Genomic DNA, 26,015 nt, shown 5'->3' on the forward strand with positions numbered 1-26,015 from the left:
TTTATATGATTATTAAAAAAGGATTTCTTTTTTGTCTTTTGGCAATTTGTTTTTCATTCAATATATATGGGCAAATCTTAGAGCCTGTAAAATGGGAATCTAAAGTTGAAAAAATTTCTGATACAAGTTTTAACCTCATTTTAAAAGCCAATATTGATAAAGGCTGGTACATCTATTCACAAAATAGACAAGACCCAGATGGGTTTGCCCCTGAAACTTTTTTTGAGTTCAGGAATCAAGACAATAATTACAAGCTTGAAGGCAAGACATCGGAGCCTAATGTAGCACCTGTATTTGATGAGATTTTTGGGGAGAATGTCAAAAAGTTTAAAGACCAAGCCATCTTTAAGCAGAAAATAACCTTATTAAAGGCTGATTTAAATCAGGTGGAAGTCTTTGTAGAATACCAAACTTGTGATAACTCAAAATGTATTCCCGGCGATTTTACATTTAATATCTCGTTAGATGGATCTATCATAGAGAAGAAAGCAGTCGAAATAGATGAAAGGAGTCAACAACTGTCAGAGGCCTTAAATCTTAACATAACAGGATGGGACAAGCATGAAAAGCAAAGTGTTGAAGAACAAAGTAATATCAGTATTTTCTTTTTAGGTTTTTTAGGTGGCTTAATAGCTTTGCTTACACCCTGTGTATTTCCAATGATTCCATTGACCGTTTCATTTTTTACCAAAAGTGCTAAAGATTCAAAAAAAGGACTCGTTAATTCCATTCTATATGGTTTCTTTATTTTTTTGATTTACGTATTGTTGAGTATTCCTTTCCACTTGTTAGATTCTGTTGATCCGGGAATTTTAAATAATATTTCGACTAACGTAACGCTCAACATCATATTCTTTATCATATTTATTGTCTTTGCCTTTTCGTTTTTTGGGTACTTTGAGTTGACCTTGCCTCAATCCTGGAGTGCTGCCATGGATGATAGAGCGAATAAGATAGGTGGTGTTATAGGGATCTTTTTCATGGCCTTGACTTTAGCCATTGTTTCTTTTTCCTGTACTGGGCCGATTTTAGGAACATTATTAGGAAGTTCATTAACAGCAGACGGCGGCGCCATGCAGCTATCTATGGGGATGAGCGGTTTTGGTTTGGCACTGGCATTACCGTTCAGTTTATTTGCTATGTTTCCAAAATGGCTTAACTCTTTGCCAAAGTCCGGGGGTTGGTTAAATACGGTTAAGGTCGTATTAGGCTTTATAGAATTGGCCTTGGCACTCAAATTTTTATCCAATGCCGATTTAGTTGAACAATGGGGACTTCTGAAGCGCGAGGTGTTTATAGGTCTTTGGATTTTGATCGGGATTGGATTGATACTCTATTTATTTGGTAAGATAAAATTTCCGCATGATGGTCCGTTGCAAAAGCTTGGTAAAGGAAGAATTACAACGGGTATCCTAGTAATTGCATTTGTAATTTATTTAATCCCAGGCTTAACGAATACCAAATGGGCCAATCTAAAATTACTAAGTGGTTTTCCGCCACCTATGTTTTACAGTCTGTATGAAAAGGCTTCTGAGTGTCCGCTTGATTTGAATTGCACAAAGGACTTAGATGAGGGCATAGCATTATCTAAGGCCGAAAATAAACCAATACTTCTAGATTTTACAGGTTGGGCTTGTGTTAATTGCAGACAAATGGAAGAGCAGGTTTGGAGTAAATCCGAAGTGTACGACATGCTAAAGGATAACTATGTGATAATTTCATTATACGTGGATGATAGAAGAGAACTATCAAAAGAAAAACAGTTTGATTATCTCAGATCTAATGGTACTGTAAAAACTATAGAGACTAAAGGAGATAAATGGACTGCCTTACAAACCACGAATTTCGAAGATAATTCTCAACCCTACTATGTACTATTAAATGCCGATATGGAACTACTTAATGCTACAAATGCCTACGAGCCAAATGCTGAGGCCTATTTTGACTGGTTGAAAACAGGCTTGGATAATTTCAATAAATAATTTAAACTTCAAAATAAACCTCTTCAAAAGGGATTCTAAAGCGTGGACCGTAGATGCCTTTGTCATCGCGTATACCACAACCAATAACCATATTGATTTCGGCACTACGAGGTAATTTCAAAATTCGTTTTACTCGCAATGTGTCACTACCCTCCATGGGGCAGGTGTCATACCCTATAGCTGCCATGCTGATCATAAAGTTTTGCGCCGCTAGGCCTGCACTTTTGTGCGCCACAATGCGCATATCGCTTAGGCGCGCTTGACGGTAAATAGGCTTAAATAGTCCCATGACTTGAAAAACGAAATACTTAATATAGCCCAAGATGCCAAAAAGATCAGTATATATCGTAGGGATGAGTTTTTTGTAATAGTTGGTTGCCATTTTCTTTCGTTTTAACTCGCGCTCGCTTAAGTGTTCTTTATCATAAACCCTACGAAGAAAATCAATGTTTGCTTTTGCACGCTGTTTCCATAAATCTTTACGTGTTACAACGACGACCAATTGCTGTGCCGTTTTAGCCGCACTTTGATCAAAACAAGCAGCCACCATACGTTTTAGAACTTCTTTATCAGTAATATGGTAAAACTCCCAAAGCTGAAGATTGCTGCTAGTTGGGGCTAAGGACGCATTGACCAAACACTGCTTTACGTTCTCTGTTTGTATTGGGATATCCTTATAAACTCTTGTAGAACGTCTATATGCAATGGCTTCTGAAACTGTTTTTTCCATAAAAATCAATAAAAAATATCCTACAAGATAAATGAATAAAGTAGAATCTATTTCAATTTTAATATAAAGCTTATCTTGAAACACCGTATGAAAAATGAGACCATAGATAGAATCAATATTGTACTGCTCCTTATAGCTTTTGTGGCAGCAATATACTTACCCTTTGAACTGTTCTTATTTTCTTATGCCTTTTTAGGACCTTTACATTATCTGACAGAGATTAACTGGTTATATGATAAAAAATATTTTATAAAGCCAAAACTCAAGATTAAAAGGGTATTTATTGGTTTTGCAATCATCATCTCAATTTTCCCTTTGATGAAGTATTTGGAACATCTTGAAGGATTTAAAAAGTTTTTAGATGGGCTTGGGGCGAACATGAATTCGATTCTATTGCTTTCTGGATTTCTGTTTGCATTGGCCCTCATCGGTATTCAAAAAATTAAATATTTAATCATCGCCTTACCGCTGAGCATTATTATTTCTATAGTTTGTGCACTTTACATACCCAAGATGATTGTTGTTATAGGAGTCTTTTTACCAACTATTGTCCATGTGTATATATTTACGTTGTTATTCATGGTTTATGGATTATTAAAAACTAAAAGTCTCCCTGGCCTCATAAGTGTTTTGCTTATTTTAAGTATTCCTTTTTTTATCTTTTTTTTGGACGTAGAACCTTCGGCCTATGTCGTTTCAGATTATACTAAGGAATCGTATTCGAGTAGTGGTTTTGTATCACTTAATTACAGTTTGGCCAATTTAGTAGGTAGCGATATGCAAAGCTTTACGTTGTTGTCTAAAGCAGGTGTCAAAATTCAAATATTTATCGCTTTTGCCTATACCTATCATTATCTCAATTGGTTTTCTAAAACATCTATTATAGGCTGGAAGGATAGTTTAACCAGTAAACGCACAAAATATATAGTTCTGATTTGGTTGGCTTCTATAGCCTTATATTTATATGATTTCGCCACGGGAATTATTGCACTATTCTTTTTGAGTTTGTTGCATGTTGTTTTGGAGTTTCCCTTAAATGCTGTAACGATAAAAGAAATAGCCAATGCCGGATTAAAAAAAATAACTAACCTTAGAGGATTTAGAAAACTAAGCTAAATACCGTGCCTTCACCTTCAACACTTTTTACCAAAATGCGACCTTTGTGGAGCAGCATAATTTGTTTGCACAAACTCAAGCCAATACCACTTCCAGTGGCTTTACTTGTAAAAAATGGTACAAAGATGTTTTCCAAGATATCTTGCGGAATACCAGAACCATTATCATAGACTTTTATGATGATATCCCTATTGGGATTTTGGGACGCCAGTACCTTGATTTGGGCGTCATCCTTATGTTTGCAAGCATCAACAGCGTTGAGCAGAAGGTTAATTAATACTTGTTCAATGAGATGCGTATCAATATCTAATTCTAGTCTGGCTCCTGAAGTTTTAAATTCTATAGCTATATTTTTAGCTTCTATAGAAGGCGCCATTAGTAATTGGATGTTGTTAAAAAGTTCCGAGACCCTTACGCGCTGTAAGTTGAGGTTGGTAACCTTGCTTAAGCTACGATAGGTTTTTGCAAATTTCAGTAAACCTTCACTACGATTTTTAATGGTTTTGATTCCCGAATTTAGGTCTTCTAGTTCGAGGTCATGTGCTTTCGGGTTTTTTATGGATAGCTCTAAGTTAGACTGCAGTGTATCTGCTAATGAGGAAATAGGAGTGATGGAATTCATGATTTCATGGGTCATGACACTCAATAACTTTTTCCAAGATTCTGATTCATTTTTGTTTAAGGTATCGTCTATATTTTGAACTACGATTAATTTAAAGGCATCGTCATCCACCTGAAAAACCGTATCCGAAATTAATATTTTAATGCTTTCATTTTGAAGCGCAATGGAAATGGAATTAGGTTCTCTATGGTAGGTCTCAAAAACCGTATTAAATAGTTCCGGTTTTCTGTTTTCAACAAATCTGATATTCTTAAATGAGGGCACGTCTAAAATATCACCAAATGAATCGTTGCTCCATAAAACATTGCCATTCTCTAGATTATAAGCGATAATACCGATATCTACCATCTCCAATATCTTTTGTAGATATACGTATTGTGCTTGGTTTTGTGAGTTGATTTCTTTAATAGTTCGATTAATTTCATTGAATCCTTTGTATAAAAATCGAATATCTTTTGGGCCTCGATCTTCGGGGAACCAACGCGAAAAATCGCGATACTTAACGGCCTCAAAAAAATCGTCCATAGCTACAAAACGACGTTTTACAAAAGTGTAGGTATTAATTAATAGGTAGAGAATCACCACACTAGACAGTACCACGTAGGTCGTTTTATTGTTGTCTATAAAGTAAAGAAGCCCTAGAATTAAACCAACCAAGAGAAAAATTCGGAAAAATAATATGAGAATGTAGGCTCTAAAGTTCATATTTATCTAATCGTCTGTACAAGGCAGCTCTTGTGATGCCTAGTTCTTTTGCAGACTTGGAAACATTGCCTTTATGTTTTTCAAGAACCGTAAGAATGGTGTTTTTCTCAACATCATCGAGATTTAAACTCGATGTGGTAATACTTTTAGTTGACGCGGAGCGCTCTATAGTAGAAAAAACCAAATCTTCTGGTTTTAAAACATGACCATCCGTCATAATTACGGCACGCTCTAGCACGTATTGCAATTCTCTCACATTTCCTGGGAAGTCGTGCTGTTTTAATTTAGAGAAAAAGCCCGAATCGAACGAAAAAGGGGTTCTATTGTACTTTTCAGCATAAAGTGATACAAAATAGCGAGATAGTTCCGTGATATCGGTACCGCGTTCTCTGAGAGGTGGAACCATAATATCCACCGTATTGATCCTATAAATTAAGTCCTTTCTAAACTTCTTTTCATCAGCTAATGATTTTGGATCCTCATTGGTGGCGCAAATCAATCGAATATCGATCGGAATGGATTGATTAGAACCCAATGGATTAACCTCCCTATTCTGCAGAACGGTTAAAAGCCTCACTTGCTGGCCTAGGGTGATATTGCCAATTTCATCTAAGAATAAGGTTCCTCCATTGGCCGCCTCGAAACGCCCCTGCCGGTCTTCTCGTGCATCTGTAAAAGCTCCTTTTTTATAACCGAATAACTCACTTTCAAAAAGAGAAGAGGTCAATGCACCAACATCAACCTTAATAAAAGGCTTATCTTTTCTATTAGAATGATCGTGAATGGCCCTGGCAATTAAATCCTTACCTGTGCCATTTTCACCAAGAATAAGGACATTGGCATCTGTGGGTGCCACTTTTTTGAGCTTTACAAAAACATCATTCATAATATCACTGCTACCAATGATATCGACACTGCTGATGGGTTTGCTTTTTTTCTGACCTGAAGGTGATTTTTTAGCATCGAGAATTGTGGTAATAGTCTCAATAATCTTTTCGTTTTTCCAAGGCTTCATTAAGAAATCTAATGCGCCTTCTTTTAGTCCTCTAATGGCCAGATCAATATCGGCATAGGCCGTCATTAATATAACTGAAGTTTCTGGGCTAAGTTTTTGAATCTTATTTAACCAAAAAATCCCCTCGTTACCTGTATTGACCAATCCACTAAAATTCATATCCAAAACGACAACATCCAAGTGTGAACGCTCTAAATGCGCATTGATGTTATTGGGATTTTTTTCGGTGACGACCTCTTTTACAAGGGGCTTAAGTAGTAACCTTAAAGCATTGAGGACATCGGCGTCATCATCGACAACTAATATGCTAGCGTTTTTTAAAACCATTCTTACAATATTACGATTTTATATTCAGCTTAAAAAGCTAATAAATTCAAAAAAATGAATATTGTAAAGTGTACACTTTCGGACACAAAGTGTATCAAAACCGAACACTTTTATTTTCATTAAAATCATTAAATATTTGATTATCAGTTAATTATTTTTTTGGCATCATCTTCACTATATATTAAGTGTCAAAATAAATAAAAATGGACATACCAATTCAAAAGAAGAAATTTTCGAAACAAAAACTAGGTCTTATAGGAGGAATTCTAGCAATTATAGCCTTAATAGTTTATGTTGTTATCCAAACCTCGGGCGGTTCTAAATTGAATGTGCAAAAGGAACGGATTTCGATACATACGGTTTCAAAAGAAGTGTTTCAAGAAAACATTCCTGTGAGTGGTATTATACTTCCTATAACAACGATTTATTTAGACGCTCTGGAGGGTGGACGTGTTGAAGAAAAATTTGTTGAGGATGGTACCATTCTCAAAAAGGGAGAACCCATTTTAAGACTATCCAATACAGATTTGGAGTTGAGTCTCATTAATCAAGAGACCTCGGTATATAATCTATTGACACAAATGCAAATTTCTCAAAATGCGGCGCGTCAGAATACTATCAATAGACAAAATCAATTTACCGATGTAGAAAATAGTCTCATCGAAGCGGAGCGTGTCTATAATCTCAATAAGCGCTTACACGATAAAGGCGCTATTGGTAGACAGGATTTTGAGTCTTCGAAAAATGATTTTGAATACCAAAAAGAGCGTATGAAACTAGCAGAGCAGGTATTATCAGAAGATTCCATATCCTCAAAACTAGAGATACAACAGGCCAAGGATTCTTATTCCAGAACCCAAAGTGCTTTAGAACTGATGCGTAAAAAAGTTGGGGACTTAGTGGTAAGAGCACCTATTGATGGTCAATTGACTTCTTTGGATGCGGAGATCGGCCAATCCATCACCAAAGGAACGCGATTAGGACAAGTCGATGTGACAAGTGGCTATAAAGTCAGAGTGGATATCGATGAGCACTATATTTCTAGAATATATACTGGGCAATCAGGAACATTTACACTGAACAACAAATTATACACTTTAGTGATCAAAAAAGTATTTACACAGGTCACCAATGGTCGTTTTCAAGTGGATATGGTTTTTGAAGGAGAAACACCAGAAGGCATCAGAAGAGGACAGAATCTTCAGATTCGCCTCGCCTTAAGTGCCGAAAAGGAGGCTCTATTGGTCGCTAAAGGAGGATTTTTTCAAAAGACAGGAGGCAACTGGATGTTTAAAGTGAGCGAGGACGGAAGTACAGCTTACAAAGTAGATGTTAGGTTAGGAAGTCAAAACACCGAATATTTTGAAGTTCTTGAAGGGCTTAATATAGGTGATAAAGTAGTCACTTCGAGCTATGATTCTTTTGGTGACGTAGAAGAACTCATTTTAAAATAAGATACAACCAATTAAAAACAAGAATACAATGATACAAATTACTGATTTAGAAAAGTTTTACAGAACTGAGGAAGTTCAAACCATTGCCCTTAACAAGCTATCTTTTGGTGTGAATGAAGGTGAGTTTGTGGCCATTATGGGACCTTCGGGTTGTGGTAAGTCTACATTATTGAACATTATTGGTTTGTTGGACGATCCTGATGGGGGAAGCTTTATGTTCAATGGCGAAGAAGTCGCAGGTTACAACGAACGTAAGCGTTCAGAGTTACGCAAACATAATATTGGATTTGTATTTCAAAGCTTTAATCTTATCGATGAGCTCACGGTTTTCGAAAACGTGGAGTTACCATTAATCTATACTGGTGTGAAGCCAGCTGAACGCAAAAAGCGTGTTGAAGAAGTTCTGGAGAAGATGCAAATTATGCACCGAAGAAATCACTTTCCACAGCAGCTATCGGGTGGTCAGCAACAGCGTGTAGCCGTGGCGCGAGCGGTAGTGAACAAACCAAAACTGATCTTGGCAGATGAGCCAACGGGAAATTTAGATAGTACCAATGGTAATGAAGTTATGGACTTACTTATTGATCTCAATGAGGCAGGTACAACGATTGTCATGGTAACCCATAGCGAACACGACGCCAAGTATAGTCACAGAATTATCCGAATGTTAGATGGTCAGAAGGTGACCGAAAACATTTTAACATAAATATATCATCAACATGTGCTGAACTGTCAGACTGAGCTTGTCGAAGTCTTGTTTCAGTATCAAAATCAATCAAAATCAATCATCAATCATCAATCAAAACCAATCAAATCAATCAACCAAGTGGACAGCACTTCAGTATAAAACCAACCAAACATCTATACTGAGGTGTTGCTACCACATCAACTCACCTTCGCTAAAGCTTTGGTGAAAAAATCAAAAAACGAACAGTTATTCCTTAGAAATCATGCTTAAAAATTATTTTAAAATAGCGTTTAGAAATCTTCTCAAGAATAAAGGCTTTACGGCTATCAATATTATCGGTCTATCATTGGGTATAGGCTGTTTTATTATGATTACGATGTATGTCGTCGACGAATTGAGTTATGACCGTTTTCATGAAAACGCAAGTCGCATCTACAGGATAAACTCTGATATTATATTTGGCGGCACTGAATTGAGTATGGCTGTTAGTGCAGATCCTATGGGGGAAGCGCTTTTAAATGATTATCCAGAAGTCGAAAATTATGTGAGATTATATGCGTCTCAAGGCTCTAAATTAATTAAGAAAGGTAACGAGTTTATCAACGAAAATGCCATAGTACATGCTGATTCTACACTCTTTAAGGTCTTTACTTTGCCTGCAATAGCAGGAAATACAAACGGAGCACTGAGCGAACCTAATACTGTAGTCATTACAGAATCGGCGGCGCAACGCTATTTTGGAAGCCCCCAATTGGCCATAGGTAAAGTGTTGGAAACCGATGGCAGTAATCAAGGCTTGTATGAAGTGACGGCCGTGATTGAAGATATCCCTAAGAATTCTCATTTTAATTTTGAGTTTTTCTTTTCCATGGCCAATGTTAATTACGGTTTTGGTAATTTTTTAAGCCACAATTTTCATACCTATATCGTCCTAAAGGAAGGCACCGACTACAGTGCTTTCAATAATAATTTCAAGGAGGTAATAGATAAATACATAATGCCTCAAGCCGCTCAGTTTATGGAGATTAAAAGCATAGAAGAATTTGAAGCTAGTGGTAATAAATTAGAATATTCCTTAACGCCGCTTACAGATATTCACTTGTACTCATCAAGAACGGTTGAGCTCGCTGCTAATGGCAATATTCAATATATCTATATTTTCTCTGCCATAGCCTTGTTTATCCTCCTAATAGCTTGTATCAACTTTATGAATTTAACCACGGCCAGATCTTCAGGACGTGCAAAGGAAGTAGGTATTCGTAAAGTTTTAGGTTCAGAAAAAAGAGCACTCATATGGCAATTCTTAACAGAGTCGACGCTAATAGCGTATTTGTCGATCGCCATGAGTCTCTTGTTTGTTTGGCTGTCATTAGGATGGTTTAACGGCGTTTCGGGTAAAGAGATGGTATTGGGGGCTCTTTTTAGTCCAAGTTTTTTGGTTTTTCTTGTTTTGTTGCCCGTAGCTGTAGGTTTATTAGCCGGTATTTATCCTGCATTTTTCCTCTCTTCGTTTAAACCGATTAAGGTGTTAAAGGGAAAATTGACGCTTGGTCATAGAAAAAATCGACTTAGAAACTTTTTGGTCGTATTTCAGTTTGCCACATCCATTATTCTCATCGTCGGTACGATCGTTATTTATAATCAAATTGAGCATATGCAATCTGCAAATTTGGGTTTCAATAAAGATCAAGTACTCATTGTTAACAATTCAGGAATACCTTTTCCTATGAGAGAATCTTTGAAGAATGAGATTCAACAATTCAAGGATGTTAAATCGGCTTCTTTTGCTGGTTTTTTACCAGTATCGAGTTCGTCAAGATCAGATACTACATTTTCTACAGACGCCGTAATGACACAAGACAACGGTTTTAACATGCAGTTTTGGAATATTGATTACGATTATTTGGAGACCATTGGTATGCAGATTATAAAAGGGCGTAATTTTTCAAGAGATTTTGGGACGGATTCTACAGGGGTTATTTTGAATGAAACCGCTGTTAAGTTGGCCGGTTATAGTGACCCGATCGGTAAAAAAATATATCATTCTAATCCTGATGGTAGCACCTACCCATTAACCATTATTGGTGTCGTAAAGAATTTCAACTACGAATCCTTACGTGAAAATGTTGGTCCTTTAAGTTTTAGCCTTGATCAAAATAGTTGGGAGTCCGCCTTTAGATTCAATACGGATGATATTAACAGCCTTATAACATCAATAGAGAATAAATACAAGGCAGCATTTCCCCAAGCACCATTTGAATATCGATTCTTAGATGAAGACTTTGATAACATGTATAGGCAAGAGCGTCGCGTTGGGAAAGTAGCACTGTCGTTTGCCTTACTGGCTGTAATAATAGCATGTCTGGGACTTTTTGGATTGGCCACTTATATCGCCGAACAACGTACAAAGGAAATAGGTGTTAGAAAAGTATTAGGAGCCTCTGTAATGAATATCGTTAAAATGTTATCCGCAGACTTTGTGGTACTCGTCATGTTGGCATTTGTAATAGCAACTCCAATTGCTTGGTGGTTCATGGAAAAATGGTTACAGGATTTTGCTTACAGAATTGACTTAAGTTGGTGGGTTTTTGCAGTAACGGGCATGGCTTCATTGATCGTTGCTCTAACAACACTAAGCTTTCAGGCTATTAGAGCAGCCACAGCAAACCCTATAAACTCATTAAGAACCGAATGAATAAAAAGCGAATCTGCTACGAAGGCTAAAACTTGGTAGAAAAAATTAGAAATCATGCTCAGAAATTATTTCAAAATAGCGTTTAGAAACTTGTTGAAGAATAAGGTGTACTCCGCAATAAATATTGGCGGATTGGCCATTGGCATGGCTTGTTTTTTATTAATAGCACTATTTATACAAAACGAACTTTCATATGATCGCTATCATGAAAAGGCGGACAATATTTATCGAGTTATACATAATAGAAATACAGATAATTCAGACCCATGGGTATGGGGTAATGCTCCTATTGGTCCTGCTTTAAAGTCCGACTTTCCCGAAATTATAGAAAAAGTGCAGTTTTCGGGTCGTTCGGATATTCTGCTCACTTACGAAGAGAATTCTTTTCAGGAAAGCGAATGTTTTTATGTAGATGCGACTGTTTTTGACGTATTCAGTTGGTCTTTGATTTATGGTGATGCAGAGACTGCTTTAGAAACACCCTATTCTATTGTCCTTACCGAAACAACAGCAAAAAAATACTTCGGTAATCAAAACCCTGTGGGCAAAACGATAGAGGGTATTGGTGGTCGTGCAAATGATGGAACTTATACAGTAACTGGTGTAATGGCCGATGTGCCTTCGAATTCTCATTTTAATTTTGATGTCTTGATGTCTATGAGTAGTTTCTATCAATCTAGACCAGAGATTTTTGAATGGTGGGGCTATGTGGATTTTTATACTTACCTTTTAGTCTCCAACAATTTTGACCCAAAAGGTTTCCAGTCCAAAACCTCCAATTTTTTAGATAAATATCTCGGCCCTCGTGATGCAGAGAATTATTACGATTTTCATCTGGAAGCCTTGCAAGATAGCTATTTACATTCTGAAGCTGTCCGTCAACCGGGTACAACCGGAAGCCTTTCCAACCTTTATATTTTTGGGTGTATTGGTCTGTTTCTTCTTGCTATTGCTTGCATCAATTTTATGAATCTTTCCACGGCTAGGTCTTTGGAGCGAGCTAAAGAAGTGGGCGTTCGGAAGGTAGTTGGGGCAAGTCGAAAGGGATTGATGTATCAATTTCTTGGTGAATCATTTATACTGGTGTTGCTGGCTTCAGTTTTGGGCTTGGTATTGGCTTTCTTATCACTTTCATGGATGACCAACTTCACGGGTAAGGAATTTTATATCGAAGATATATTAAACGTTCCAACCCTTGCTTTGTATATGGGTATGGTGTTATTGACTGGATTTTTATCAGGAAGCTATCCAGCTCTTGTATTATCAGGTTTTAAGCCTATCGGTGTTTTAAAGGGAACCTTTAAGAGCTCACCATCTGGGGCACGAGTGAGAAAGGGGCTCGTGGTATTTCAGTTTAGCCTATCCATTGCGCTTATTGCCAGTACGGTTCTGGTCTATAATCAACTTCAATTTATGATGGATAAAGATCTGGGCTTTGACCAAGAACACCAATTGATTTTAGATTTTAATTGGGATGATGAAGTGTTGAATAATTTGGAAGCATTCAAACACGAGTTTAAGAGACATCCAGACATTGCTTCGGTTTCTGTAACTAGAACAGTACCAAGTACTCATTTTCCTGCTGCTGGAACCACAGTAGAAACCCCAAATGGCGAAATGAAACATTTCTCACCCTTTGTATTTGAGGTTGATGAGGCATTTGTACCTCACTATAACATTAAAGTAATAGCGGGAAGAACCTATTCCAAAGATTTTGCATCGGACACAATTTCTTCACTGGTCATCAATGCAGCTGCGGCAAAAAGTTTCGGATATGCCAATCCCAGTGATATTGTAGGCAAAAAGTTTCAGCAATGGGGGCGTGAAGGTAATATTATAGGTGTTGTAGATGATTTTAATTATATCTCACTCCATAATGAGGTTGCTCCGTTAACCTTGCGCTACTTGCCTGTTGGTCGCTATTTTTCCCTCAAAATGCAATCGAATAACCTACAACGGACCATAACTGAAATTCGTGAAATATGGAACCAAATGGCTCCGCATCGTCCTTTTATGTATAAATTTTTGGATACCGCTTTTAATGAGCAATACCAGGCGGACATTAAATTCAGAAAACTATTCATCTTGTTTTCTTTTTTAGCAATTGGTATCGCGTGTTTGGGATTGTTAGGGTTGGCCACCTATAGTGCCATGCAACGAACTAAGGAAATTGGTATTCGAAAAGTACTTGGAGCAAAAGCCACGCACATTGTGACTTTGTTGTCAAAGGATTTTATAAAATTAGTAGTCATCGCCATTTTTATTGCCACACCATTTTCTTGGTATGCTATGAATCAATGGCTTAATTCCTATGCCTATAAAATAGATATACAATGGTGGATTTTTGCCCTTTCGGGCAGTATAGCCATAATTATCGCCATAGCTACGATTGGCTTCCATGCTTTTAAATCGGCTATGTCGAATCCAGTAAAATCACTGAGAACTGAATAAAGTTGTGAAGCATCAATCAAAAATCGTAAATCAAAAAAGCCATGATCAGAAATTATTTTAAAATAGCCTTTAGAAACCTTTTAAAGAATAAAGGGTTCTCGTTCATCAACATTTTTGGATTGAGTATCGGTGTTGCGGCCTGTATTTTGATTTCAATTTATATTCTTCATGAGAGTAGTTATGATAAGGAGGTACCCAATTCTGAAAATGTATACCGTATGATCGGTCAATATTATGAGGAGGGACGTGTAGAAACGGGTATCCATTTTTCAGCAAATACGGCTCCAACAGTCTTAAAAGATTTTAAAGAAGTCGAGCAGTCGGGACGATTGATGGCCAATCAACTTTTTTATGGCGCAGGTAGTAATGAAATAAGCCTTGACGCTCAGGAGATGCAATATCATGAAGAAGGCTTCACCTATGCCGATCAATCTATTATTGACATTATGGGCATTGAGATGGTTTATGGAAATGCAGCTACGGCCCTTGCCAAGCCCAAGACCATCGTCATCTCCAATCCTATGGCAACAAAATATTTCAAGGATGAAAATCCAGTGGGCCATACCATGTATTTAAATGGAAATAAAGAAGACCCCTATGAGATCAGCGGGGTTATGAAAGATTTTGCCAGTAATTCGCATTTGGATTATGATTTTTTAATTACACTCACCGATGTGGAGTTTGGCGAAGGAGAGCAAACACGATGGTTCCAGAATAATTATTTCACGTATATCGTATTAAAATCGAGTACAGATGTGGCATCATTTGAAGAGAAGATGAACACAACCCTCATAGAACGTTATATAAAACCAGCTTGGCAGAGCGCAGGGTTTGCAGGTTGGGAACAAATAGGCGAACGGTTTAAAATTCAAGTGCAACCCTTAACGGATATCAATTTGTATTCCGCACATATCGATTTTGAGTCGAGCTATCGAAATGACATTAAAATCATTTGGATATTTGGTATCGTAGCCTTGTTTATTCTCATTATCGCGAGTATAAATTTTGTAAATCTTTCGACGGCAAAATCTGCTAACAGAGCAAAAGAGGTCGGTTTAAGAAAGGTAGTTGGCTCTACAAGAACGCAACTTGTGGGACAGTTTTTGGCTGAATCGATGGTTATCTCTTTTGTTGCCTTTATTATAGGACTGGCTTTAGCGGCCTTGATTATGCCAATTTTTAGAACCATGTCTGGAATTGATCTAGAATTGCCCTGGACAAGCTTAGGCTTTATTCCTACGGTTTTGGGGGCTTCAGTTATCGTTGGTATACTGGCTGGATTATATCCTTCATTTTACTTATCAAATTTTAAGCCCATAAATGTACTCAAAGGAAAGTTGAGTACCGGAAGTAAGTCTGCTGGTTTAAGAAGTAGTTTGGTCGTATTTCAATTTACGGTATCTGTCGTATTAATCGTCGGAACCTTGATTGTCAATCAACAAATGAGTTTTATCCTAAATACTAAAGTGGGGTTTGAAAAAGATCAGGTGGTACAAATTTATAGTACGAATATGTTAAACGATCGTATCACAACCTTCAAGGAGGAACTTAAAAAGTTGCCTGGAGTCCGTAATGTAAGCATTAGTGATTATCTACCCATTGACGGCACAAAAAGAAACGGCAATGGCTTTGTAAATGAAGGAAGAGATGGACTTGATGAAACCGTACCTGGACAGTCCTGGGAGATTGATGAAGATTACATAGAGACTATGGGCATGCATCTTGTCGAGGGACGTAATTTTATAGCGAATCGCGTATCAGATGATCAAGCCGTTATCATAAACCAAGCCATGGTCGAAGCCTTACACTTAGAAAATCCGGTTGGTAAGCGTCTTTCAAGATATGGTCAGCTTTGGGAAATTGTTGGAGTTGTTGAGGACTTTAATTTTGATACTATGAAAGCCTCTGTAAGACCACTAGCGTTCTTCAGAAGAATAAGTCCAAGTATTACATCGGTTAAAATTGAAGCTGGTGAGGTAGCTTCAGTATTAGCCTCCATAGAAAAGACATGGAAAACCTTTGTTCCCAATATGGCATTTCGTTATGAGTTTATGGATGCTTCTTTCGCCAAAATGTATGATAACGTCAGTCGAATGAAACTCATTTTTACGGCATTTGCCATCCTAGCCATATTGGTGGCTTGTTTGGGCTTATTGGCACTTTCAGCCTATATGGTTGAACAGCGTAGTAAAGAAATGAGTATTAGAAAGGTTCTGGGAGCGTCGATACAAACCATTTTTAGATTGTTGACAAAGAACTTTTTAGCCTTAATACTGATTGCATTAGTGGTTGCCATCCCTATTGCTTATTTCTTGATGTACAAGTGGCTGCAAGACTACGAATACAAAATTGACATATCATGGACCATATTTGCTTTTGCTGGAGTTATAGTCATGCTAATTGCATTGCTGACTATTAGCTATCACGCTATGAAGTCGGCCTTAATCAACCCAGCAAAAGTATTAAGATCCGAATAAATCGATCCATATGAATCAAAAGTGAAAGTAATATATAGAAATCATGATCAGGAATTATTTTAAAATAGCATGGAGAAAAGCGTTGAAGAATAAAAGCTTAAGCTTCATAAGTTTACTCAGCCTGATCTTAGGGATATCCCTGTTTTTTATAATTAGTATATGGGTCCAAGATGAACTTAGCTATGATAGTGGTTTTGCACAGTCCGAAAGCATCTACCGCTTAGAATCTAATTTAACCTTGCAAGATGGAACAAACTCATCTTTACAAACCGTTGGATGGCCCGTTGGGAAATCTATAGTTGAAAATTATCCAGAAGTTGAAGCCTTAACCTATATGCGAGATTGGTCACCAGTGGTAACCATTGAAAACAATAAGTATTTTGAAGAAGCATTGATGGTTGATGAAAACTTTTTTAAGGTTTTTAATTATCAATTAGAAGAGGGTAATATCACAGATGCCCTTAAGAATCCAAAGAGTATAGTTTTAACCTCTGCTTTGAAGGAGAAATATTTTGGTGATAAAAATGCGGTAGGAGAGACGCTGATGCTATCTGATACCATAGCTTACCAGATAACAGGAGTTTTGAAAGAAATTACAAGGCCTTCTCACCTTCAATTTAGTATGTTAGGTTCGTTTTCGACCATCTGTTCCAATAACCCAGAGTTTTGTGCAGACCAATATGCTTCCGGTTGGTTCAATGTTAATGTCTATAACTATTTAAAAGTTAAAACTTCTACCAACCGAATAGCATTTTCAGATAAAGTCAAAGAGGTCGTTAAGGTTTATGGAAGGGAAGCCGTAGAAAAGTATGGATTTCAAACCGAATTGGTATTGCGTCCATTAAAAGATATTTATTTAAGGTCTGGATTATCAACCGGTATTGGCCCTGTTGGAAGCATTGCATCTATTCGGCTATTTCTTAGTATAGGCATTTTCATTCTTTTATTGGCTTGTCTCAATTTTATTAATCTTACGACAGCATCTTCGATAGAGAGAGCTAAAGAAATAGGTGTCAAGAAAGTGTTTGGAAGTAATAGGAAAAACCTTGTTGTTCAATTCCTTGTTGAAACAGGATTTCTCTGCATGATTGCAGTATTAGGCAGTTTATGTGTCATTGTATTGGCGCTTCCTTTCTTCAATCAATTAACTGGAAAACACTTTGAAATCAATGATGTTTTCACAATTGAGAGACTATTTATTCTACTGGGGATTCTTATCATCTTGATACCCTTGGCCGGATTTTATCCAGCTTGGGTATTGTCTTCCTTTAAACCAACAAAAGTTTTAAAAGGTCATTTTTCACATTCTGTTTCAGGAAACACTTTGAGAAAAGGACTAGTCGTTTTTCAATTTGTTGTATCCATTGCTTTTATCATGAGCACTATGATTATAAATCAGCAAATGAATTTTATGCAAAGTAAAAGTTTAGGATTTGAGCAGGATAAGATTGTTGTCCTCGATATGGATAAAGTGCCTTGGAGACTAAGACACAGCAGTGCTGAGGTATTCAAGAACAGCTTGAAATCTAATACAGGAATTACAGATGTTTCTGGTTCTGGGGCCATACCAGGTCTTACAGGATGGGGAAGTCAATTTGCATACCCTGAAGGTAGATCAAAAGATGAAGGGCTAATTGTAGAATATATTCCTGTTGATTTTGAATATGTAGAAACTCTAGGTATCGACTTCGTTGAAGGTAGAGATTTTATCAAAGGCAGTGAGGCAGATGCCAAAGATGCTTTGATTATTAATGAAGCCGCCGTAGAAGCCTTTGGTTGGGAAAGTAACAAAAGTGCAATTGGAAAGGAATTGGCAACATCGGGAAAAGAGGGAAAAGTAATCGGTGTTTTAAAAAACTATCACCAACACGGTTTGCAGAATGAAATAAACCCACTTGTTTTAGGCAAGGCAGACTTTATTAGAGTATTCGCGATTAAATATAAAAATCTAACTGAAAAAAATGTAGTTGAATTAATTACGACGGCCTGGAACACCGTTTATAAAGATTATCCATTGGAGTTTAGTTTTATGGACGAAGTACTTCAAAGGCAATATGAAAGAGAGCAAAAACTATCGTCCTTTTTTCAGTTAGCGACATTTCTATCCATTTTAATTGCCTGTCTAGGATTGTTAGGTCTCAGTATTTATACAGCTAGGAAGCGAATAAAAGAAATTGGAATAAGAAAGGTTTTGGGAGCTAGTGTTACGAGTATTGTCATATTACTTTCAAAAGCTTTTCTAAAGTTAGTGCTTATAGCGATAGTTATCGCTGTACCCATTGCTTGGTATGGAATGGACAAGTGGCTTCAGGATTTTGCATTCAGAATTGACCTAAAGTGGTGGGTCTTTACATTAGCAGGATTTTCGGCACTTTTAATAGCGTTTTTAACCATTTGTTATCATTCGCTTGGAGCAGCATTATCTAATCCTTCAACAAATTTAAGAACAGAATAATAAGTCAATCAAAATCAATAATCATGCTTAAAAATTATTTCAAAATAGCGTTTAGAAACCTTCTGAAAAATAAGGTTCATTCCATTATTAATATTTCCGGCTTGGCTATTGGTATGGCTGTTGCTATTATGATTGGACTTTGGATTAATGATGAGTTAAGCCATAACGATTATTTTACTCATAAACCCCAAATAGCCCAAATGTTTCAAAGTCAGACTTTTAATGGGAACACAGGGACAGGACCGGCTATACCTAGACCTTTGGAATTTGAGTTGCGGCAAAACTATGCCGAATACTTTAAGCATATTGTGATGTCTTCATGGACGAATTCGGTGTATTTGAAAGTTGGAGATAAAAGCCTTTCAAGAACTGGTAATTTTATGCAAGAAGGCGGGCCGGCTTTATTGGATTTAAAGATGATCAAAGGGGATCATAATGCTTTGAAAGAGGTCAATTCAATTATGTTGTCAGCGTCTTTGGCTAAGGATTTATTTGGGGATGAAGATCCTATTGGAAAGCCGGTTACAGTAAATTATGAAGGTGATTTAATGGTCACCGCCGTATACGAAGATATACCCGAAAATACCTCTTTTGTTGATTTGGATTATATCGGGAATTGGGAGATGATGGTTCAGGCTTACGAATGGATGCGCGAATCCAAAGAAAATTGGGGAAATAATTCATTTCAATTATTTGTTCAAATACAGAATAATACCACTGTTGCAGCAGTTTCGGAAATTGTACGGGATGCCAAAAAGAAAGTTGCGGGAGAAGATATCGAGCAGTTTAACCCCCAACTCATGCTAATGCCAATGGAAGATTGGCATTTAAGAAATAATTTTGAAGATGGAAAACAAACAGGCGGACGTATTGAAAACGTATGGCTATTTGGTATCATCGGGGTGTTTGTACTGCTTTTAGCTTGTATTAACTTCATTAATTTAAGTACAGCGCGTTCCGAAAAAAGAGCGACCGAGGTTGGTATTAGAAAATCTATCGGGTCTAACCGTAGCCAACTTATTTTTCAGTTTTTAAGCGAGTCATTTTTAGTAGTTGTATTTGCTTTTGTCCTTGCTACAGGAATCGTTTTACTGTTTTTAAATGGATTTAATACTTTAGCCAGCAAATCCATTGTCTTTCCTTGGTCGAATCTTAGTTTTTGGTTTGTATCTTTCTTGTTTATACTTTTTACAGCACTAGTTTCTGGAAGCTATCCTGCCTTGTATTTGTCATCTTTCAATCCTGTTAAGGTTCTAAAAGGAACCTTTAAAGGTGGGCGCTATTCGGCTTTACCCCGAAAGATTTTAGTCGTTGTACAATTTACCGTTTCAGTAGCATTAATTATTGGAACTATTGTCGTCATGGACCAAATACAATACAGTAAAGACCGACCTGTAGGCTACAACAAAAACGGGTTAATACAACTTCCGGTAATGAGCCCAGAATTTGAAGGTAAGGCCGATATGATGCGTAATCAATTTTTAGAATCTGGAGCCATTATAAATATGTCCACCTCTAGCAGTCCAGCGACCCAGGTCTGGTCCAATAGAAGTGGTTATACCTGGGAAGGTAAGCAGGAAGGTTTTCAGGAAGATTTGGCCTATACATCGGTGTCCTATGAATTCGTGGAGACCATGGATGTGGAACTCATAGCTGGTCGTGGATTTTCTAGAGAATTCGCAACAGATAGTACTGCTGTTATACTTAATGAAACCGCTGTGGAATATATGGGGTTAAAAGACCCCATAGGTATGCTAATTAGGGATTCTGATACTGAAGACCCTGCACCGCCTTTAAAGGTTGTAGGAGTCATTAAAGACATGATTGTACAATCGGCCTATGAACCTGTTAAGCAAGCGATGTATGTTTTTGATAGCTATGAAAATGCCAGCTACTATAATCTGCGATTAAATCCTGACAAAAGTGTCAACGAGAGTTTAAACCTTATTGAAATGACGTTTAAAAATAACTTTCCGGGAATTCCATTTGAGTATCAGTTCGTCGATGAAGAATATGGTAAGAAGTTTAGAGCAGAAGAACGTATTGCGAGCTTAGCCAGAGTATTTACGCTACTAGCTATATTTATAAGTTGTTTGGGTCTGTTTGGATTAGCCTCTTTTGTCGCAGAGCAACGCACTAAGGAAATTGGTATTAGAAAGGTCTTAGGGGCCTCCATTAGTCAACTATGGGTGTTACTTTCAAAGGATTTCATCACACTCGTTATTATTTCAATTTTAGTAGCATCCCCGTTGGCCTACTATATTATGGGTCAATGGTTACAAAAATTTAGCTATCGCACCTCAATTACTTGGGATGTATTTGCAATTGCCTGTTTTGGGGCATTGATTATCACGCTGATCACGGTTAGCTTTCAAGCCATTAAAGCGGCAACAGCAAATCCCGTAAAGTCGTTGAGTACAGAGTAACAATCAATCATCAATCAAAAAATGAATAATCATGTTTAAAAATTATTTCAAAATAGCCTTTAGAAATCTCCTTAAGAATAAGGTGTATTCATTTATTAATATTTCCGGTTTAGCTATAGGCATGGCGGCAACCATACTTATCGGTTTATGGATTTATGACGAATTGAATTACGATAGTCATTTTAAAGAAAAAGCAACGATTGCCCAAGTGTTTCAGCATGAATCTGCTAATGATGTTGTCGGTACAGGACCTGCCATACCAAGACCCTTGGAATTTGCAATGCGAGAGGAGTTCAGTGATAACTTCAAACATCTCATCATGTCTACATGGAACTTTACAAGATACATCAGCTATGGTGATAAGAACATAAACGTTTCGGGGAATTACATGCAGGAAGGTGCTGTAGAGTTGTTAGAGCTTAATATTATAAAAGGCGATAAGGAAAGTTTAAAAGGTACAAATTCTGTTTTGCTTTCTCAAGAGACGGCCAAAGCCTTATTCGGCTCCGAGGATCCCATTGGTAAGATGGTAAAAATTAACAATCAACATCCTGGAGAGGTCACGGCTATTTATGAAGATTTGCCAGAGAATAATTCGTTTAATGGTTTAAAGTATTTAATGCCATGGGAGTTTTATTTAGCCACTGAAGAATGGGTAAGAAACTCAAAGGATCACTGGGGAAATAATTCATTTCAGATGTACGCCCAAATCAATGACAACACGACAATGGAAGCTGTTACGGCTAAAATTCTCGATATCAAAAAGAGAAACTCGGCTGAAGAGGCAGAGTTTAATCCAGAAATCTTCTTGTTCCCTATGAAGGATTGGTATCTCCGTGGAGATTGGGACAATGGGGTACAAACAGGAGGACGCATTGAAAATGTATGGTTATTCGGTATTATAGGCGTATTTATTTTATTATTAGCATGTATCAACTTTATTAATTTAAGCACGGCACGCTCCGAAAAGCGGGCTACAGAAGTCGGTATACGTAAGTCTATTGGGTCACAAAGAGGCCAGTTGATTTTTCAATTTTTAACCGAATCTTTCCTTATAGTTGTACTGGCTTTTGTGTTAGCTGTTGGTATCGTTCTCATATCTCTCAACGGATTTAATAACTTGGCAAGTAAGACTATAGAATTTCCATGGGCTAATATAGCATTTTGGGCGGTGGCGCTTATCTTTATTTTCCTCACGGCTATTTTAGCCGGTAGTTATCCAGCCTTATACTTGTCATCCTTTAATCCAGTTTCCGTCTTAAAAGGCACATTTAAGGCCGGGCGTTATTCTTCATTACCTCGAAAAATTTTGGTTGTTGCCCAATTTACTATTTCAGTCGCTTTAATAATCGGGACTTTGGTGGTTATGGATCAAATTCAGTTTAGCAAAGATCGCCCCACGGGATATAACAATGAGGGATTGATTCAAATTCCTGTGATGAGTTCGGAGTTTTATGGAAAGCAGGATGTTATGCGTCAACAATTTGTTTCATCTGGTGGTGCTACCTATATGACCGCCATGAGCAGCCCGACAACCGAAGTTTGGTCTAATCGCAGTGGCTATGATTGGGAAGGAAAACCGGAAGGGTTTCAAGAGGATTTGGCGCATACTTCAGTACATTATGATTTTGTAGAAACCTTAGGACTAAACCTTATTGAAGGGCGAGGTTTTTCAAGAGAGTTTGCTACCGATTCTAATGCCGTTATATTAAATAAAACAGCGGTTAAATATATGGGATTACAAAACCCCATAGGGAAATACATTAGAGACTCTGATGAGGATAGTCCCTTTGAACCACTCAAGATTATCGGAGTCATCGATGATATGGTTGTGCAGTCGCCATATACACCAGTAAAGCAGGCTATGTATGTTTTTGAAAAGTACGGTAATATCAATTATTACAAGTTGCGATTGAATCCACAGAATAGTGTGCGGAAAAATTTGGAACTCATTGAGACCACCTTTAAGGCTAATTTTCCGAATATACCTTTTGCCTACCAATTTGTGGATGAAGAGTACGGGAAAAAATTCCGCTCAGAGGAACGTGTGGCGAGTTTAGCAAGAGTGTTTACGGCCTTGGCCATATTTATTAGCTGTTTAGGCTTATTCGGTTTGGCTTCATTTGTAGCCGAGCAACGTACTAAAGAGATCGGTGTGCGTAAAGTGTTAGGGGCTTCTATCAGCCAGTTATGGTTATTGCTTTCTAAGGATTTTATCACTTTAGTCGTAATAGCATTGGTTATAGCGACACCTTTAGCCTATTATATAATGAGCGGTTGGTTGCAGAAGTTTCCATATAGAACGGTATTGGGGTGGGATGTATTTGTCTTAGCCTGCATTGGCGCCTTAATCATTACACTTATCACGGTAAGCTTTCAAGCCATCAAGGCGGCCACTGCAAATCCGGTAAATTCATTGCGGTCAGAATAGAGTATCACCAGTCAAAAACAAGAAATTATGATTAAAAATTATTTCAAAATAGCATGGAGAAATCTAACAAAGCATAAGACATATACTTTAATCAATTTATCTGGTTTGACTTTAGGAATGACCTGTGTAGTTTTAATAGCTATTTATGTTCATTTTGAGTTTAGTTATGACAAGCATAATGAAAACATCGATAGGATTTTTAGAATCGTGGAACAAGAAGAGAATGATGAAAGTGGGGAGACTGAATTTTATCCCCTTTCACCTTTACCTCTTACGACGGCTCTTGTAAATGACATTCCTGAAATTGAGGCGATAACTAATTTAGATCTAAGAGAAACCTTATTAGTAAACGGGGAAAACTCTTATAGTGAAAATGGGCTATTCACGGATTCCAATATATTCGAAGTTTTTACAATAGATCTTTTACATGGTCAATATGACCAAGTACTCAATGATCCAACATCTATTATTTTAACGGAGTCTTTAGCACTAAAGATGTTTAATAAAACTGAAGTGGTTGGGGAAACTATTTTATTGGCGAATAAGGTCGCAATGACTATTAAGGGCATCGTGGCTGATCCTCCAAAAAATCAACATTTTCACTATGACTTCATTTGCCCAAGTAAAATTAGACCTCAATTTAAACAGGATCTTTTGGATTGGGCAAGTAACAATTATACCGCTTATATGTTGTTGCGAGAGGGCTATGATTATAAGGCCGTAGAAGATAAAATGGTCGCATATGAAGCGATTACTAAGGAGGTGTACCAAAATATGGATCTCCCCTTTTATCCTAAATTTTCACTACAACCCGTTAAAGATATTCATCTCTATTCTAATATGTATGATGAGCTTGAAGAGAATGGAAGTATTAACTACATCTACTTCTTCTTACTGTTAGCATTTATAATTCTTTTTTTAGCTTCTGTCAATTATATCAATTTGGCGACGGCCAAATCGCGATCGCGTTCTAAAGAGGTTGGGGTATTGAGAACAATGGGAGCCAACCGACAAAATATAGTTTTCCAATACCTGAGTGAGTCCATTGTTTTAAGTGTATTCGGCGCCTTAGTAGCTTTAGTCCTATCCTTTGTGTTGCTGCCTTATTTTTCGGAATTATTAAACAAGGAACTTCCTTTTGAATTATTCTTTAGTCCTTACTTTCTGTTTGGCACATTCTGTTTTGCCCTATTAATTGCATGCCTTTCGGGACTCTTCCCTTCCTTGTTATTATCGAGACTTTCACCAGTCAAGGCGCTTAAAGGCCATTTTGTAAAAGTCTCCAATGGTCAAATTAATTTTAGAAATGTACTTGTTGTTATTCAGTTTGTTTTTGCCATTGCTCTTGTTGCTGGTAGTATCATTATTTATCAGCAGATAGCATTTTTTCAAGATAAAGAACTGGGTTATAAAAAGGAAAATATGCTCCATGTTAACTACAGCAGTAGTGTAGTGGCCAAAAACGAGGAGATCATTAAAGAAGCCCTGTTGACGCATCCCAATATTAAGAACGTATCTATAAGCAGCCATTTACCAATGGAGATGAAGAGTAACGGTCTTGTTGATCATTGGGAAGGAAACACCAATAATGATCAAGTGAATTTATACAGAACTTTTGTTGATTACGATTTCATTGACTTGTTTGACATAGAAATTATTGAAGGGAGAGGGTTTTCTCGAGATTTTTATTCTGATTCACTTGGCGCATATGTTTTGAACGAATCGGCGGTTAAAAAACTAGGCTGGACAACTGCCGTTGGGAAACGTTTTAATAGGGGAGTTGTGGTTGGAGTTGCTAAGGATTTTCATGCACAACCATTACATATGCGGATTGAGCCCCTTTATATGAAATTGAGAACGAGCTTTCCCAATAAGCGAAGAGGAGAGATAGTTCTGAGTATCGAGAATATAGAGTTGCATGAAATTAAGGATTTTGTAATGCATACGCTAAAGTCAATTTCACCAATTGATATTTTTGAATTAAAGGTTTTGGAGAATACTTACGATGAGTTATACGGTCAAGAACGACGACTGGGGCAGGCATTTAATGTCTTTGCTTTTATCGCCATGTTTCTGGCAGGACTCGGTTTGTTTGGTTTAGTGTCTTTTCAAGTTTTTGAACGCACAAAAGAAATAGGTATTAGAAAAGTATTGGGCTCTTCGGTTTACAATGTGGTCATTCTTTTATCAAGAACATTTTTGAGCCTTCTTTTAGTCTCATTTTTAATAGCAACACCTTTAGGCTATTATCTCATGGACAAGTGGCTTCAGAACTATGCTTATCACATTAACCTTGACGGTTGGACATTTGTAATAGCAGGTATGTTTACGATTTTAATTGCGTTTTTAACCGTAAGTGTACAGGCTATTAAGGCAGCTACGGCGAATCCCGTAAAATCTTTAAGGGCAGAGTAGGCATGATTAATTAAAAAAACGAACTA

At 37.2% G+C, this 26,015-nt stretch carries 14 protein-coding genes; 11 read left to right on the top strand and 3 right to left on the bottom strand.

What is annotated here, in order from left to right:
* Nucleotides 1–5: 5 nt before the first annotated feature.
* Nucleotides 6–1,982: a cytochrome c biogenesis protein CcdA gene (locus tag ACO052_RS08635; protein ID WP_422107609.1), complete on the top strand. Its 1,977-nt coding sequence runs from the start codon at nucleotides 6–8 to the stop codon at nucleotides 1,980–1,982.
* Between the two features lies 1 nt (nucleotide 1,983).
* Here ACO052_RS08635 and ACO052_RS08640 read toward each other — a convergent pair whose 3' ends face one another.
* Nucleotides 1,984–2,712, bottom strand: coding sequence for a nitroreductase family protein (locus ACO052_RS08640; protein ID WP_422107610.1), 729 nt, complete (start codon nucleotides 2,710–2,712; stop codon nucleotides 1,984–1,986).
* A gap of 87 nt (nucleotides 2,713–2,799) precedes the next feature.
* On the opposite strand from ACO052_RS08640, the gene ACO052_RS08645 reads away from it, so the two are divergent.
* Nucleotides 2,800–3,828 carry a hypothetical protein gene (locus ACO052_RS08645; protein ID WP_422107611.1) on the top strand — a complete coding sequence of 343 codons (1,029 nt, stop codon included), beginning with the start codon at nucleotides 2,800–2,802 and terminating at the stop codon, nucleotides 3,826–3,828.
* Here the strand turns inward: ACO052_RS08645 and ACO052_RS08650 are convergent.
* Both ACO052_RS08650 and ACO052_RS08655 read right to left on the bottom strand, forming a co-directional pair.
* Nucleotides 3,812–5,155, bottom strand: coding sequence for a sensor histidine kinase (locus tag ACO052_RS08650; RefSeq protein WP_422107612.1), 1,344 nt, complete (start codon nucleotides 5,153–5,155; stop codon nucleotides 3,812–3,814). The two genes, ACO052_RS08645 and ACO052_RS08650, sit on opposite strands and share 17 nt — an antisense overlap.
* Nucleotides 5,145–6,497, bottom strand: a complete 1,353-nt coding sequence (locus ACO052_RS08655) for a sigma-54-dependent transcriptional regulator (RefSeq protein ID WP_422107613.1) — start codon at nucleotides 6,495–6,497, stop codon at nucleotides 5,145–5,147. Before ACO052_RS08655 ends, ACO052_RS08650 begins: the two co-directional genes overlap by 11 nt.
* Nucleotides 6,498–6,700: 203 nt before the next feature.
* Between ACO052_RS08655 and ACO052_RS08660 the strand changes: the two genes are divergently transcribed.
* The 9 genes from ACO052_RS08660 (at nucleotide 6,701) to ACO052_RS08700 (ending at nucleotide 25,989) form a co-directional block, all read left to right on the top strand.
* Nucleotides 6,701–7,951, top strand: a complete 1,251-nt coding sequence (locus tag ACO052_RS08660; RefSeq protein ID WP_422107614.1) for an efflux RND transporter periplasmic adaptor subunit — start codon at nucleotides 6,701–6,703, stop codon at nucleotides 7,949–7,951.
* 28 nt (nucleotides 7,952–7,979) lie between these two features.
* Nucleotides 7,980–8,657: an ABC transporter ATP-binding protein gene (locus tag ACO052_RS08665; protein ID WP_422107615.1), complete on the top strand. Its 678-nt coding sequence runs from the start codon at nucleotides 7,980–7,982 to the stop codon at nucleotides 8,655–8,657.
* A 244-nt stretch (nucleotides 8,658–8,901) separates the two neighbouring features.
* On the top strand, nucleotides 8,902–11,334 hold the full coding sequence (locus tag ACO052_RS08670; protein WP_422107616.1) for an ABC transporter permease: 2,433 nt from the start codon (nucleotides 8,902–8,904) through the stop codon (nucleotides 11,332–11,334).
* Nucleotides 11,335–11,388: 54 nt separating this feature from the next.
* Nucleotides 11,389–13,785, top strand: a complete 2,397-nt coding sequence (locus tag ACO052_RS08675) for an ABC transporter permease (protein ID WP_422107617.1) — start codon at nucleotides 11,389–11,391, stop codon at nucleotides 13,783–13,785.
* 41 nt (nucleotides 13,786–13,826) lie between these two features.
* A complete protein-coding gene (locus ACO052_RS08680) occupies nucleotides 13,827–16,262 on the top strand; it encodes an ABC transporter permease (protein ID WP_422107618.1) in 2,436 nt (811 codons plus the stop codon).
* A 43-nt stretch (nucleotides 16,263–16,305) separates the two neighbouring features.
* Nucleotides 16,306–18,717 carry an ABC transporter permease gene (locus ACO052_RS08685; RefSeq protein WP_422107619.1) on the top strand — a complete coding sequence of 804 codons (2,412 nt, stop codon included), beginning with the start codon at nucleotides 16,306–16,308 and terminating at the stop codon, nucleotides 18,715–18,717.
* Between the two features lie 23 nt (nucleotides 18,718–18,740).
* The gene (locus ACO052_RS08690) at nucleotides 18,741–21,143 is read left to right on the top strand and encodes an FtsX-like permease family protein (RefSeq protein WP_422107620.1); all 2,403 of its coding nucleotides are present in this window, start codon (nucleotides 18,741–18,743) and stop codon (nucleotides 21,141–21,143) included.
* A gap of 31 nt (nucleotides 21,144–21,174) precedes the next feature.
* Nucleotides 21,175–23,574, top strand: coding sequence for an ABC transporter permease (locus ACO052_RS08695; protein ID WP_422107621.1), 2,400 nt, complete (start codon nucleotides 21,175–21,177; stop codon nucleotides 23,572–23,574).
* Nucleotides 23,575–23,601: 27 nt separating this feature from the next.
* Entirely contained in the window at nucleotides 23,602–25,989 is a 2,388-nt protein-coding gene (locus tag ACO052_RS08700) for an ABC transporter permease (RefSeq protein ID WP_422107622.1), read from the top strand.
* Nucleotides 25,990–26,015 lie beyond the last annotated feature (26 nt).

The sequence above is a fragment of the Winogradskyella sp. genome (assembly GCF_965228925.1).
Taxonomy (GTDB): domain Bacteria; phylum Bacteroidota; class Bacteroidia; order Flavobacteriales; family Flavobacteriaceae; genus Winogradskyella.

Coding starts and splice junctions, on each gene's coding strand:
- ACO052_RS08635 (WP_422107609.1), top strand. CDS start 6: ATGATTATTAAAAAAGGATTTCTTTTTTGTCTTTTGGCAATTTGTTTT.
- ACO052_RS08640 (WP_422107610.1), bottom strand. CDS start 2,712: ATGGAAAAAACAGTTTCAGAAGCCATTGCATATAGACGTTCTACAAGA.
- ACO052_RS08645 (WP_422107611.1), top strand. CDS start 2,800: ATGAAAAATGAGACCATAGATAGAATCAATATTGTACTGCTCCTTATA.
- ACO052_RS08650 (WP_422107612.1), bottom strand. CDS start 5,155: ATGAACTTTAGAGCCTACATTCTCATATTATTTTTCCGAATTTTTCTC.
- ACO052_RS08655 (WP_422107613.1), bottom strand. CDS start 6,497: ATGGTTTTAAAAAACGCTAGCATATTAGTTGTCGATGATGACGCCGAT.
- ACO052_RS08660 (WP_422107614.1), top strand. CDS start 6,701: ATGGACATACCAATTCAAAAGAAGAAATTTTCGAAACAAAAACTAGGT.
- ACO052_RS08665 (WP_422107615.1), top strand. CDS start 7,980: ATGATACAAATTACTGATTTAGAAAAGTTTTACAGAACTGAGGAAGTT.
- ACO052_RS08670 (WP_422107616.1), top strand. CDS start 8,902: ATGCTTAAAAATTATTTTAAAATAGCGTTTAGAAATCTTCTCAAGAAT.
- ACO052_RS08675 (WP_422107617.1), top strand. CDS start 11,389: ATGCTCAGAAATTATTTCAAAATAGCGTTTAGAAACTTGTTGAAGAAT.
- ACO052_RS08680 (WP_422107618.1), top strand. CDS start 13,827: ATGATCAGAAATTATTTTAAAATAGCCTTTAGAAACCTTTTAAAGAAT.
- ACO052_RS08685 (WP_422107619.1), top strand. CDS start 16,306: ATGATCAGGAATTATTTTAAAATAGCATGGAGAAAAGCGTTGAAGAAT.
- ACO052_RS08690 (WP_422107620.1), top strand. CDS start 18,741: ATGCTTAAAAATTATTTCAAAATAGCGTTTAGAAACCTTCTGAAAAAT.
- ACO052_RS08695 (WP_422107621.1), top strand. CDS start 21,175: ATGTTTAAAAATTATTTCAAAATAGCCTTTAGAAATCTCCTTAAGAAT.
- ACO052_RS08700 (WP_422107622.1), top strand. CDS start 23,602: ATGATTAAAAATTATTTCAAAATAGCATGGAGAAATCTAACAAAGCAT.